Here is a 12,633-nt window from a genome sequence, read left to right as displayed (position 1 = left end):
TGCGGTCGGCGCGCACCCCACCGCATCCGCTCGAGAGCTGGTCGTTGGTGGAGGGTGCCGAAGTCGCCTTCGGCGCCCCCCACTGATGACCACTCCACAGCCGCGTCGGGCGCGCGACCGTCATGTCGTGCCCTCCCCGGGCACAGGAGAGGAGTGACCTTCATGGAAGGTCCTGAGATCACATTCGCCGAGGCCGTCATCGACAACGGCCGCTTCGGCAAGCGCACCATCCGGTTCGAGACCGGCCGCCTCGCGCAGCAGGCGCAGGGCTCGGCCGTCGCGTACATCGACGAGGAGACGATGCTGCTGAGCGCCACGAGCGTCTCGAAGCACCCGAAGGACTCCTTCGACTTCTTCCCCCTCACGGTCGACGTCGAGGAGCGCATGTACGCCGCGGGCCGCATCCCCGGCTCGTTCTTCCGTCGTGAGGGCCGGCCGTCGACCGATGCCATCCTCACGTGCCGTCTGATCGACCGGCCGCTGCGCCCGTCGTTCGTCGAGGGCATCCGCAACGAGGTCCAGGTCGTCGTCACCGTGCTCGCGATCGAGCCCGACGAGCTCTACGACGTGCTCGCGATCAACGCGGCATCGATGTCGACGCAGCTCTCCGGCCTGCCCTTCGACGGCCCGATCGGCGGCGTCCGCGTCGCCCTGATCGACGGCCAGTGGGTCGCGTTCCCGAAGCACTCTCAGCTCGAGCAGGCCGTGTTCAACATGGTCGTCGCGGGCCGCGTCGTCACCGACGCCAAGGGCGTCGAGGATGTCGCGATCATGATGGTCGAGGCCGAGGCCACCGACAACGCGTGGGAGCTCATCCAGGGCGGCGCCATCAAGCCGACGGAGGAGGTCGTCTCCCAGGGCCTCGAGGCGTCGAAGCCGTTCATCAAGCAGCTCGTCGCCGCGCAGGCCGAGGTCGCCAAGACCGCCGCCAAGGAGACGCAGGAGTACCCGCTCTTCCCGCCGTACTCGGAGGAGGCGCTCGCCGCCGTCCGCGAGCTCTCGTTCGACCGCCTGGGCGAGGTCTACCGCATCGCCGGCAAGCTCGAGCGCCAGGATGCCGACGACAGGCTCAAGGAGCAGGTCAAGCAGCAGATCAACGAGCGCATCGAGCGCGGCGAGCTGCCCGCGGTCATCGCGACGCAGGTCTCCGGCGCCTACAAGGCGGTGACGAAGGAGGTCGTCCGCGGCCGCATCCTCACCGACGGCGTGCGCATGGACGGCCGCGGCCTCGCCGACATCCGTCCCCTCGACGCAGAGGTCGCCGTCGTGCCGCGCGTGCACGGCTCCGCGATCTTCCAGCGCGGCGAGACGCAGATCATGGGCATCACGACGCTCAACATGCTCAAGCTCGAGCAGCAGATCGACTCGCTGAGCCCTGTCACGTCGAAGCGCTACATGCACAACTACAACTTCCCGCCCTACTCGACCGGTGAGACGGGTCGCGTCGGCAGCCCCAAGCGCCGCGAGATCGGCCACGGAGCGCTCGCCGAGCGCGCGCTCATGCCGGTGCTCCCGAGCCGCGAGGAGTTCCCCTACGCGATCCGCCAGGTCTCCGAGGCGCTGGGCTCCAACGGCTCGACGTCGATGGGCTCGGTCTGCGCGTCGACCCTCGCGCTGCTGAACGCCGGTGTGCCTCTCAAGGCCCCCGTCGCCGGCATCGCGATGGGCCTCGTCAGCGACACGGTGAACGGTGAGACCCGCTACGCGGCGCTCACCGACATCCTCGGTGCCGAGGACGCCCTGGGCGACATGGACTTCAAGGTCGCGGGCACGCCCGAGTTCGTCACGGCGATCCAGCTCGACACGAAGCTCTCGGGCCTGCCGGCCTCGGTGCTCGACGGCGCTCTGCTGCAGGCGAAGGAGGCGCGCACGAAGATCCTCGAGGTCCTCAACGCCGCCATCGACGCCCCCGACGAGATGGCGCCGACCGCGCCCCGCGTCATCAGCGTGCAGATCCCGGTCGACAAGATCGGCGAGCTGATCGGCCCGAAGGGCAAGACGATCAACCAGATCCAGGACGACACGGGCGCCCAGATCTCGATCGAGGACAGCGGCATCGTCTACATCGGCGCTGTCGACGGCCCGTCGGCCGAGGCCGCGCGCGCCGCGGTCAACGCGATCGCCAACCCGCTCAACCCGGAGCTCGGCGAGCGCTACCTCGGCACGGTCGTCAAGACCGCGTCGTTCGGCGCCTTCGTCTCGCTGCTCCCGGGCCGCGACGGCCTGCTGCACGTGACCGCCATGCGCGCGCTCAACGACGGCAAGCGCATCGAGAACGTCGACGACGTCGTGAAGATCGGCCAGAAGATCCAGGTCGAGATCACGAAGATCGACGACCGCGGCAAGCTCTCGCTCGAGATCGTCGACGACTCGGCGCCCGTCGCGCCGGTCGCCGCCGAGAAGGATGCCGACTCGTCGGCCTCGGCGGCCTCGGCCGACTCGGCCGAGTAGTCGCAGCACCGGATGCCCCCACCCTCGGGTGGGGGCATCCGTCGTCTGCGGCCACGATCTAGACTGATCGGATGCCTGCCGTCCAGCTCCCGCTCGAGACCCCTGAGATCGCCATCGCTGCAGCGGGCGGTGCGATCGTGCGGCGCAGCGTGCTGTCCAGCGGCCTGCGGGTGCTGACCGAGCAGATGCCGGGCGCGCTGAGCGCCACCGTCGGCTTCTGGGTGCCGGTCGGCTCGCGCGACGAGCGCGACGACGCCCGCGGCGCCACGCACTTCCTCGAGCACCTGCTGTTCAAGGGCACCCGCACCCGCACCGCGTTCGACATCGCGGTCGCCTTCGACGAGGTCGGCGGCGAGCACAACGCGCTCACCGCCAAGGAGCACACCTGCTACTACGCGAAGGTGCGCGACCGCGACCTGCCGATGGCGATCGACGTGCTCGCCGACATGGTCACCTCGTCGCTGCTCGACCCCGCCGAGTTCGAGCACGAGCGCGAGGTCATCCTCGAAGAGCTGGCGATGGCCGACGACGATCCCGGCGACGTCGCGGGGGAGCGGCTGAGCGAGCTCGTGCACGGCGCCGAGGCGCCGCTCGGGCGTCCCATCGGCGGCACGCCGGAGTCGATCCGCGCCGTCTCGCGCGACCGCGTCGCCGAGCACTACGCGGAGCACTACGACGCATCCGACCTCGTCATCACGATCGCCGGCGCCGTCGACCACGACACGGCCGTCGAGCAGCTGCAGACCGCGCTCGAGCGCTACGGCTGGTCGCTGTCGCCCGGCGCGCCGCGCCCCCGCCGCGACGCCTCGCCGGTCGCGATGGCAGGCGGCGGGCTCACGCTCGTGCAGCGCCCCCTCGAGCAGGTCAACCTGATGCTCGGCACGCCCGGCCTCACCGCCACCGACCCGCGCCGCAGCACGATGGCCGTGCTGAACGCCGTGCTGGGCGCGGGCATGTCGTCGCGCCTCTTCCAGGAGATCCGCGAGAAGCGCGGCCTGGCCTACTCGGTCTACTCCTACGCCTCGGGCTACGCCGACGCGGGCCTGATGGGCATGGCGGCGGCCTGCGCGCCCCGCAAGACGCTCGAGGTCGCCGGGCTCATGCTCGCCGAGCTCGAGCGCCTCGCCGACGGCGCGAGCGACGACGAGCTGCGTCGCGCGAAGGGGCAGCTCGCCGGCGGCTCCGCGCTGGCGCTCGAGGACACCGACACGCGCATGTCGCGGCTGGGCCGCGCCGAGCTGACGCTCGGCGAGTTCCTCGACATCGACGCCACCCTCGAGCGCATCGACCGCGTCACCGACGCCGATGTGCGCGCGCTCGCCGCGCAGCTCGCGTCGGGCCCGCGCTCGATCGCGGCGGTCGGCCAGGTGCCCGCGGGGCTCGACCGACTGGCGTCGTCAGCCGGTGCGGGTACGGTGGAGGCGGCGGCCGCGGCCGCGCACTGAACGGAACGAGCGCGATTCGCTGCGCCCTGAAGCGAGACATCGGCGCGATGCTGCGCCAGCGGAGGAACGATGGCGCACCTGCTCTACCTGGTCCGACACGGTGAGCAGCTCGACGCCGAGCACGGCGTCGAGGACGGCCGCCTCTCGGGGCGGGGGGTGCGGCAGGCGCACGCGATCGCGCAGCGCCTCTCGGGCGTGCACTTCGATCACGCCTGGACGTCGCCGCTGCAGCGCGCGACCGAGACGGCCGAGATCATGCAGGAGCGGCTGCCCGCAGTGACCTTCGAGAGGTCGGCGCTGCTGCTCGACTGCATCCCGTCGGGCCTCGAGCCCGGCACGCCGGTCGGCTTCCACCGCTTCCTGCAGAGCGTGCGGCCCGCCGAGAGCGAGGCGGGCGCGGCCCAGATGCAGGATGCGGCCGGTCAGTGGCTGCGTCCCTCCCGCGGCGATGTCAACGAGCTGCTCATCACCCACAACTTCGTCATCAGCTGGTTCGTGCGCGAGGTCATGCAGTCACCGTCGTGGCAGTGGATGGCGCTCAACCAGGCCAACTGCGGCCTCACGATCATCCGCCGCCGCACCGGCAAGCCGCCGCAGCTGGTCGCCCACAACGACCTCGGCCACCTGCCCCCCGAGGACCGCACCGGCATGCCCATGCCCCAGCCCTACTGACCCGCCCCTCCCCGCCTGGCTGGCGCCTCCCGCACCTGAGCGGCGCCTCCCGCATCTGAGTGGCGCCTCCCGCATCTGAGTGGCGCCTCCCGCACCTGAGTGGCGCCTCCCGCACCTGAGTGGCGCCTCCGGGATGTGAGTGGCGGCTCCGGCATGTGAGTGGCGGCTCCGGCAGGTGAGTGGCGGCTCCCGCACCTGAGCGGCGCCTCCCGCGCCCGAGTGGCGCGACCGCGTCCCAACGGCGCGACCTCAGACGAGCGCCTTGCGGAACCAGGTCGTCGCGTTGGGGTTGTCGTTGTACGGGTCGATGGATGCGTATCCGCGCGTCGTGTAGAGACGGTTCGCCGCTTCCAGGGCGCTGTTCGTGTCGAGCACGACCTCGGTCGCGCCGAGCTCGGCCGCCCGCGCCTCGAGCGCGGCGAGCAGCGCCGCCCCCGTGCCGCGGCCGCGGCCGACGGGCGTCACGTAGAGGTGCTTGACCTCGAAGCGCGTCGGTCCCAGGCGACGCAGCGCACCGCATCCGATCGCCTCGTCCTCGTCCCACGCGATCAGGAAGGCGCCGTCGGGGGCGCGCAGCGTCGACGGGTCGGCGGGCTTCGGCGTGTAGACGCCGCCGACGAAGGTGATGGCGCGGTCGCCGAAGTAGGCGGCGAGCAGGCGCTGCGCGAGGTCGGAGGCGGGGTCTTCAAGAGCGATCGTGATGGCCACGCCGCCACTCTACGGGCGGGTCGGCGCGCCGCTTCGCCGTAGGCTGGAGGGCATGGCAGGCACCAGGCGCGTAGGCATCGCAGGCTCCTCAGGCAGGCTCGGGTCGCTCGCGCTGCGGCTCGTGCAGGAGGCCGACGATCTCGAGCCGGTCGCGCTCGACGTGCGCGAGGGGCTCGACCTCGCCGGGCTCGACGTGGTCTTCGACGCGACCGTGCTCGGCGCCAGCCAGCAGCTCGTCGACCAGTCGCTCGAGGCGGGCGTGCCCGTCGTGGTGGCCACCAGCGGGTGGACCGACGAGCGCATCGGGGCCCTGCGCGCCCGAGGCGCGGAGCGCATCCGCATCGTCCCCAACTTCTCGCTCGGCAGCGTGCTCGAGACGCACCTGGCGACCATCGCCGCTCGCCACTTCACCGCCGTCGAGGTGGTCGAGGCGCACCACGACCGCAAGCGCGACGCCCCCAGCGGCACCGCCACCCGCACCGCCGAGGCCATCGGCGCCGTGCGGGGCTTCAGCCCGGCGACGCCCGACGAGCCCGGCCGCGGCACGATCATCGCCGGCGTGCCGGTGCACGCGCTGCGGCTGCCGGGCGTCGTCGCCCGCCAGGAGGTCGTGTTCGGGGGCACGGGGGAGACCCTGACGATCCGCCACGACACCACCTCGAGCGACTCGTACGCGACCGGCATCCTGCTGTCGCTGCGCGCCGAGGCGCAGCCGGGCGTGACGGTCGGCATCGGCGACCTGCTGGGGCTGACGTGAGCGGTGGCGCCGCCGCGCGCAGCGGCACGGCCCGCGCGCTCGCGCTCGTGATGGCGGCGGCGCTCGCGCTGTACGTCGTGGTCGCCGGCGGCCTCGCGGTCGGCTTCCTCCTCACGGGCACACCCCTCGGCCTCGCGGTCGGCGTGGGGCTCGTCGTCTTCACGCTCGTCGGCGGCTGGGCCCTCGCCCGCGAGCTGGTCTTCGGCATCGGCCTCGACCGCGCCGTGCGCGAGCTCGACGCGAGCGGCGGCATGCCCGCGCCACTGCCTGCGACCCCCTCGGGCCGCGCCGACAAGCAGTCCGCCGACGCCGCCTTCCCGGTCGCGAAGGCCGACGTCGAGGCCAACCCGGAGTCGTGGCAGTCGTGGCTGCGGCTCTCGATGGCCTACGACGCGGCCCGCGACCGCAAGCGCGCGCGCATGGCCGCCCGCCGCGCGCTCGAGCTGCGCAAGGTGCGCCAGACTGGAGCCCAGGAGGCCCGCCCATGACCACCCAGCCCATGACGAACCAGCCCGCGACGACGCATCCCTACGAGGCCCTGCTCGCCGACGTGCTCGCGAACGGCGAGCACAAGAGCGACCGCACCGGCACCGGCACGCGCTCGGTCTTCGGCCGCCAGCTGCGCTACGACCTCTCGGAGGGCTTCCCGCTCATCACCACGAAGCGCGTGCACTTCAAGTCGATCGCGCTCGAGCTGCTGTGGTTCCTGCGCGGCGACTCCAACGTGCGCTGGCTGCAGGAGCGGGGCGTGTCGATCTGGGATGAATGGGCCGATGCGGATGGTGAGCTCGGCCCGGTCTACGGGGTGCAGTGGCGCTCGTGGCCGACCCCCGACGGCGGCACGATCGATCAGATCCAGCAGGTGATCGACGAGATCCGCCGCAACCCCGACTCGCGCAGGCTGATGGTCTCGGCCTGGAACCCGGCCGACATCCCGGAGATGGCGCTCGCCCCCTGCCACGCGATGTTCCAGTTCTACGTCGCCGACGGCAGGCTCTCGTGCCAGCTCTACCAGCGCTCGGCCGACCTCTTCCTCGGCGTGCCGTTCAACATCGCCAGCTACGCGCTGCTCACGCACCTCATCGCCGAGCAGACGGGCCTCGAGGTGGGCGACTTCATCTGGACCGGCGGCGACTGCCACATCTACGACAACCACGTCGAGCAGGTCACCGAGCAGCTCACGCGCGAGCCCTACCCGCTGCCGCAGCTGCGCCTGAAGGCGCACCGCGACTCGGTCTTCGAGGTCGAGTACGACGACCTCGAGGTCGTCGGCTACCAGCACCACCCGGCGATCAAGGCTCCGGTCGCGGTCTGAAGCGCTAGGGCCGGTTGAGGTGGATCAATGTCCACTGGCCTGACGAGCGCACCGTCATCACGGCGGGAGCGGCCGGGGCAGTGACCCTACCGCTCGCCGCGCCGGACACCGCGACGAGCGTGGTGCCGCCCGACCCGAGCGGTCGCGCTGTCAGCTCGAAGCCGCGCTCGGGCGATCCGCCCATGTAGGAGTAGTTGACGTGCGGGACGCCCCCGGGGAAGAGCCACACGTCGTCGCCCATGCCGCTCCGTCCCGGCTCGCCCACGGGCACGCTCCGCATGTCGTGGATCGTGACGCTCCAGTCACCGTCGGTCTCGATGTAGAGGTGCGTCGGCAGCGGGCCACCGCCGAGCCCGAACGCCCGCCGACCCACCTGGTGCCCGGAGGGCGTCACCATGTCGGGATCCGCGACCAGCTCGATCGGGGAGCCGTCGGCGCCGACGGTGTAGGCGCGCAGCGTGCCGTGCGAACGCTGCGACGTCGACACCGCGCCCACGCGAGCGTTCGGGGGCATCGCGATGATCGCGCCGCCGGTGCCGCTGGCCTGCACGGGGTCGAAGCTGCCGTAGACGCCGGCGAAGGACGCCTGCGTCGCGTTCGGCACGGGGCACTCACCCATCGAGAGCGCCAGCTCGCTGACCGACGCCGCGCTGCCGAGGCCGATGGCGGTGCCGATCCCACGCTCGGCGGCCTCGGCGGCGAGCATCGGGGTGACGCCCGAGTGGCACATGCTGGGCGAGAGGTAGAGCGGCATGCCGGTGGCGGCCGCGAGCACCGCGCCGCCGAGCGCATCGGGGAAGTTCTGACCCGTCGCGACCAGCATGCTCCGCACGCCGGGGTCGACCGGGTACGCGTCGTTGATGATGCGGGCGGTGTCGTAGCGGTCCATCCCCGCGTGGCGCACGATGTCGACCGCGCCGTGCTCGGCGAGCAGCAGCTCGTCCTCGTCGCTCACCGACGGAGCGCCGCCCGCGATGGAGACCGGCACGCCCTGCACGTACGGCTGCAGGCGCTCCGCCCAGGCACGCGCGCTCGCCGGATCGGCCCCGTGGTAGTCCAGCACGATGCCAGCACCCGTCGCGCCGGCGACCGAGGCGGCGATGAGCGCGTCCGGGAAGCTCCAGCCCGACACCACCCAGACCGCTCTCACCGGGCCGCTCTCGGCGAGCCGATCGAGCAGCTCCAGCGACGTGCCGACGCGGTCGCTGCCGCCGATGCGCGTGAGCTCTGTGGCGGGGAACGCCGTCGCGAGCTGCGCGCGCACCGAGTCGCGCACGGTCGCCGCCGAGCCCACCAGCACGATCTCGCTCGGCGAGAGCTCCGCGATCCGCTCCATCACCACGGGGTCGACCGCGTCGGGCCGCGTCAGCAGCAGGTGCCCGCCCTCCGCGGCCGCCACGGGCCCGGCTGCCAGCGCGTCCGGGAACGACAGGCCCGAGGCGAGGTAGACCACGTCGCCGGGCGACGGCGTCTGACGCGAGATCTCGACGCTCGTCGCGAAGCGATCCGCTCCGGCGATCCGCGAGACGGCGACCGCGGCAGCGGGGGCCGCCGACGCGGTCAGGCTGACGGCGAGCAGGCTCGCGGTCGCGAGCAGGGCGAGGGGCAGGCGCATGGCGGTGTCCGTTCGAGGAGCGCCGCGACGATGCGGCGGAGGATTGCTCAGCCGAGCCTATGCGCCGCCGATGCGCCGCGACGCCGCGGCAGATCACGGTTCGGTCACGACCGGCTCGCGTACGGTGTCCTCGTGACCATCGGCATGATCTGGGCGCAGGCCCGCGGCGGCGTCATCGGCGAGGCCGGCGACATGCCCTGGAGCCTCCCGGAGGATATGGCCCGCTTCAAGGCCATCACCATGGGCCACCCGGTCGTCATGGGCCGCCGCACCTGGGAGTCGTTCCCGCCGCGGTTCCGCCCGCTGCCCGGCCGCACCAACATCGTCATCACCCGCGACCGCGACTATGTCGCCGCCGGCGCCACCACGGTCGGCAGCCTCGGCGAGGCGCTCGCGGCCGCGCGCGCGATCGACGACGAGGTGTGGATCATCGGCGGCGGGCGCGTCTACCGCGACGCCATCGACCTCGCCGACCGACTCGAGATCACCGACATCGACCTCGACGCATCCGGCGACACCACGGCCCCCGACGTCGGCGACCAGGGGCACGACGACAGGACGGGGGCGGATGCGTCGTGGCGCGAGACCGCGCGCGACCCGGCCGAGGGGTGGCACGAGAGCACCACCGGTCTGCGATTCGCCTACCGCACGCTCGAGCGCCGCAGCTGAGCCGGGCGCGCCGTCGCCCGGGCGCGGCTGCGCGCACACCGCCCGTCACCGATCGCGGAGAGGTCACCAGAGGCGGAGGATGCGTCCGCTTCTCGCGACGGATCGCCGATTCGTCCGCCATCCGTGACGCGCCAGAGCCGCGTCCTCGAACCACTGACAGCCTCCCGGCTCGGGGGCCGAGCGGGGCGTCCGGCCGGGTCGGCGGGCGCGCTCGCCAGCCGCGATACCCTGGAGGCGTGACAGACAATCCCTTCGGCCAGGTCCTCGTCGCGCTCGTCACCCCGATGGGCGCCGACGGCGAGGTCGACTGGGACGACGTCGAGCGGCTGATCGACGACGTCGTGACGCACGGTGCCGACGGCATCGTCGTCTCGGGCACCACCGGCGAGACGTCGACGCTCACCGACCCCGAGAAGATCAAGCTCGTCGAGGTGGCGAAGGCCGTCGCGGGCGATCGCGCGAAGATCATCCAGGGCGGCGGATCCAACGAGACCGCGCACGCCATGGACCTCTCGCGCAAGGCCGAGCAGGCCGGCGCCGACGGCATCATGATCGTCACGCCGTACTACAACAAGCCGACGCAGTCGGGCGTGCTCACGCACTTCCGCATGATCGCCGGCGCCACCGACCTGCCGGTCATCCTGTACGACATCCCGGGCCGCTCCGGCATCCCGATCCGCTTCGAGACGCTGCTGCGCGCCGCGAAGCACCCGAACATCCTCGCCGTGAAGGACGCCAAGGGCGACTTCGCCGAGGTGAGCCGCGTGCTCAACCAGACCGACCTGCTCTACTTCTCCGGCGACGACGCCAACGTGCTCCCGCACCTGGCGATCGGCGCGTCGGGGCTCATCGGCGTGACGGCGAACATCGCCCCGCGCCCCTACCGCACCATCATCGACGCCGTGAACGCCGGCGACCTGCACACCGCGCAGGAGCAGCACCAGGCGCTCGAGCCGCTCGTGCGGGCCGTCATGACGCACGTGCCCGGCACGGTGGCGGCGAAGTACGTGCTGCACGGCCTCGGCCGCATCGGCAGCCCGCGCGTGCGCCTGCCGCTCGTCGGCCCCGAGGACGCCGAGGCGGCCCTCATCGAGGACGAGCTCGCGCTCGTCCGGGGCGTCGACGGCCTCGACCTGAGCCGCTTCCGCCCCGACCGCAACGCGGCCGCGGGCGGCGCCCTGCCGAAGGTGCACGGCACCACCAGGTAACCCCAAGACCACTCTGCGCGCGAGGTGCGCGCAACCACCACATCCGCTCGCCCCACGCCGCACGGCACGGGCGGGCCGCATACGAAGGAGGGCCCTTTGACGGCCATCACCCAGCCTGCCCCGCTCGAGGCAGGCACGCTCCGCATCTTCCCGCTCGGCGGCCTCGGCGAGGTCGGCCGCAACATGACGGTGTACGAGCTCGACGGCAAGCTGCTCATCGTCGACTGCGGCGTGCTCTTCCCCGAGGAGCACCAGCCCGGCGTCGACCTGATCCTGCCCGACTTCGGGCCGATCCGCGATCGCCTCGACGACGTCGTCGGCGTCGTGCTCACGCACGGCCACGAGGATCACATCGGCGCCGTGCCCTACCTGCTGCGACTGAAGGCCGACATCCCGCTGCTCGGCTCGCAGCTGACGCTCGCGCTCGTGGAGGCGAAGCTCAAGGAGCACCGCATCCGCCCCTACACGCACACCGTGAAGGAGGGGCAGGTCGAGCAGCTCGGCCCGTTCGAGACCGAGTACATCGCCGTCAACCACTCGATCCCCGACGCGCTCGCGGTCGCGATCCGCACGAAGGCCGGCCTCGTGCTGCACACCGGTGACTTCAAGATGGATCAGCTGCCGCTCGACGACCGCATCACCGACCTGCGGGCGTTCGCCCGGCTGGGTGAAGAGGGGGTGGATGCGTTCCTGGTCGATTCCACGAACGCCGACGTCCCCGGGTTCACGGCTCCCGAGCGCGAGATCGGCCCCGTCATCTCGCAGGTCATCGCGAAGACCACCGGCCTCGTCGTGGTCGCGTCGTTCTCGAGCCACGTGCACCGCGTGCAGCAAGTGCTCGACGCCGCGCACGAGAACGGCCGCAAGGTCGCGTTCGTGGGCCGCTCGATGGTGCGCAACATGGGCATCGCGGCAGAGCTCGGCTACCTGAAGGTGCCCGACGGCGTCGTGATCGACCAGAAGCGGGCCGAGAACCTGCCGCGCAACCAGGTCGTGTTCATGTCGACCGGCTCGCAGGGCGAGCCGATGGCCGTGCTCAGCCGCATCGTGAACGGCGAGCACCGCATCGAGGTGGGGGAGGACGACACGATCATCCTCGCCTCGAGCCTGATCCCGGGCAACGAGAACGCCGTCTTCCGCATCATCAACGGCCTGATGCAGCTGGGCGCGAAGGTCGTGCACAAGGGCTCCGCCAAGGTGCACGTCTCGGGCCACGCGTCGGCGGGCGAGCTGCTCTACTGCTACAACATCCTCGGCCCCGCGAACGTCATCCCCGTGCACGGCGAGTACCGCCACCTGCACGCGGCCGCGCAGCTCGCGGTCGACACCGGCGTGCCGCGCGAGCGCGCCCACGTGGGCGAGAACGGCACCGTCTGGGACCTCAAGGATCACCGGATCACGGTCGCCGGCCAGCTCGAGATCGGCTTCGTCTACGTCGACGGCTCGTCGGTCGGCCGCATCGACGAGGCCGACCTGAAGGACCGCCGCATCCTCGCCGAGGAGGGCTTCATCTCGATCTTCATCGCGCTCGAGCCGCAGACCGGCAAGGTCATCGTCGGCCCCGAGATCCACGCGCGCGGATTCGCCGAGGACGACAAGGTCTTCGACGAGATCCGGCCGAAGATCGTCAAGGCGCTCGCCGAGGCCGGCGAGCAGGGCGTGCGCGACCAGCACCAGTACCAGCAGGTCGTGCGTCGCACGGTCGGGCGCTGGGTGGGCACCCGCATCCGCCGTCGTCCGATGATCGTGCCGGTGGTCATCGAGGCGTAGGCCTCCCGACGTCGATCGGCGCA

At 71.9% G+C, this 12,633-nt stretch carries 11 protein-coding genes; 9 read left to right on the top strand and 2 right to left on the bottom strand.

Translation table 11 applies throughout. The features are described from left to right. The first annotated feature begins 162 nt into the window (after positions 1 to 162). The 3 genes from Q9250_RS05610 to Q9250_RS05600 all read left to right on the top strand — a co-directional run bounded on the left by Q9250_RS05610 (position 163) and on the right by Q9250_RS05600 (position 4,568). A complete protein-coding gene (locus Q9250_RS05610; protein WP_306233601.1) occupies positions 163 to 2,451 on the top strand; it encodes a polyribonucleotide nucleotidyltransferase in 2,289 nt (762 codons plus the stop codon). Between the two features lie 71 nt (positions 2,452 to 2,522). Next, a complete protein-coding gene (locus Q9250_RS05605) occupies positions 2,523 to 3,896 on the top strand; it encodes a M16 family metallopeptidase (RefSeq protein WP_306233600.1) in 1,374 nt (457 codons plus the stop codon). Between the two features lie 69 nt (positions 3,897 to 3,965). Next, complete coding sequence (locus tag Q9250_RS05600; RefSeq protein ID WP_306233599.1) at positions 3,966 to 4,568, top strand: histidine phosphatase family protein; 603 nt, start codon at positions 3,966 to 3,968, stop codon at positions 4,566 to 4,568. A gap of 249 nt (positions 4,569 to 4,817) precedes the next feature. Here the strand turns inward: Q9250_RS05600 and Q9250_RS05595 are convergent, their stop codons facing one another. After that, positions 4,818 to 5,276 (bottom strand): GNAT family N-acetyltransferase, encoded by a 459-nt coding sequence (locus tag Q9250_RS05595; protein ID WP_306233598.1) that lies wholly within the window; start codon positions 5,274 to 5,276, stop codon positions 4,818 to 4,820. 52 nt (positions 5,277 to 5,328) lie between these two features. On the opposite strand from Q9250_RS05595, the gene dapB reads away from it, so the two are divergent. Genes dapB through Q9250_RS05580 form a run of 3 tightly spaced genes read left to right on the top strand, consistent with a single transcriptional unit; the run spans position 5,329 to position 7,348 of the window. Further along, on the top strand, positions 5,329 to 6,033 hold the full coding sequence (dapB, locus tag Q9250_RS05590) for a 4-hydroxy-tetrahydrodipicolinate reductase (RefSeq protein WP_306233597.1): 705 nt from the start codon (positions 5,329 to 5,331) through the stop codon (positions 6,031 to 6,033). Further along, positions 6,030 to 6,521: a hypothetical protein gene (locus Q9250_RS05585; RefSeq protein ID WP_306233596.1), complete on the top strand. Its 492-nt coding sequence runs from the start codon at positions 6,030 to 6,032 to the stop codon at positions 6,519 to 6,521. Before dapB ends, Q9250_RS05585 begins: the two co-directional genes overlap by 4 nt. Continuing rightward, positions 6,518 to 7,348, top strand: coding sequence for a thymidylate synthase (locus tag Q9250_RS05580; RefSeq protein WP_306233595.1), 831 nt, complete (start codon positions 6,518 to 6,520; stop codon positions 7,346 to 7,348). Before Q9250_RS05585 ends, Q9250_RS05580 begins: the two co-directional genes overlap by 4 nt. Before the next feature lie 4 nt (positions 7,349 to 7,352). Here the strand turns inward: Q9250_RS05580 and Q9250_RS05575 are convergent, their stop codons facing one another. Further along, positions 7,353 to 8,963 (bottom strand): cell wall-binding repeat-containing protein, encoded by a 1,611-nt coding sequence (locus Q9250_RS05575; RefSeq protein ID WP_306233594.1) that lies wholly within the window; start codon positions 8,961 to 8,963, stop codon positions 7,353 to 7,355. Between the two features lie 132 nt (positions 8,964 to 9,095). Between Q9250_RS05575 and Q9250_RS05570 the strand changes: the two genes are divergently transcribed. The 3 genes from Q9250_RS05570 (at position 9,096) to Q9250_RS05560 (ending at position 12,610) form a co-directional block, all read left to right on the top strand. Continuing rightward, positions 9,096 to 9,632, top strand: a complete 537-nt coding sequence (locus tag Q9250_RS05570; RefSeq protein WP_306233593.1) for a dihydrofolate reductase — start codon at positions 9,096 to 9,098, stop codon at positions 9,630 to 9,632. A gap of 236 nt (positions 9,633 to 9,868) precedes the next feature. Beyond that, positions 9,869 to 10,840, top strand: a complete 972-nt coding sequence (gene dapA / locus Q9250_RS05565; protein WP_306233592.1) for a 4-hydroxy-tetrahydrodipicolinate synthase — start codon at positions 9,869 to 9,871, stop codon at positions 10,838 to 10,840. 96 nt (positions 10,841 to 10,936) lie between these two features. After that, the gene (locus Q9250_RS05560; protein ID WP_306233591.1) at positions 10,937 to 12,610 is read left to right on the top strand and encodes a ribonuclease J; all 1,674 of its coding nucleotides are present in this window, start codon (positions 10,937 to 10,939) and stop codon (positions 12,608 to 12,610) included. The last annotated feature ends 23 nt before the right edge of the window (positions 12,611 to 12,633 follow it).

The sequence above is a fragment of the Agrococcus beijingensis genome, assembly GCF_030758955.1.
Lineage (GTDB): Bacteria > Actinomycetota > Actinomycetes > Actinomycetales > Microbacteriaceae > Agrococcus > Agrococcus beijingensis.
This window is presented reverse-complemented; position numbering and strand designations above follow the sequence as displayed.

What these genes read in the sequence shown, in the direction of transcription:
- Q9250_RS05610 (WP_306233601.1), top strand. Translation starts at nt 163, where the DNA reads ATGGAAGGTCCTGAGATCACATTCGCCGAGGCCGTCATCGACAACGGC.
- Q9250_RS05605 (WP_306233600.1), top strand. Translation starts at nt 2,523, where the DNA reads ATGCCTGCCGTCCAGCTCCCGCTCGAGACCCCTGAGATCGCCATCGCT.
- Q9250_RS05600 (WP_306233599.1), top strand. Translation starts at nt 3,966, where the DNA reads ATGGCGCACCTGCTCTACCTGGTCCGACACGGTGAGCAGCTCGACGCC.
- dapB (WP_306233597.1), top strand. Translation starts at nt 5,329, where the DNA reads ATGGCAGGCACCAGGCGCGTAGGCATCGCAGGCTCCTCAGGCAGGCTC.
- Q9250_RS05580 (WP_306233595.1), top strand. Translation starts at nt 6,518, where the DNA reads ATGACCACCCAGCCCATGACGAACCAGCCCGCGACGACGCATCCCTAC.
- Q9250_RS05575 (WP_306233594.1), bottom strand. Translation starts at nt 8,963, where the DNA reads ATGCGCCTGCCCCTCGCCCTGCTCGCGACCGCGAGCCTGCTCGCCGTC.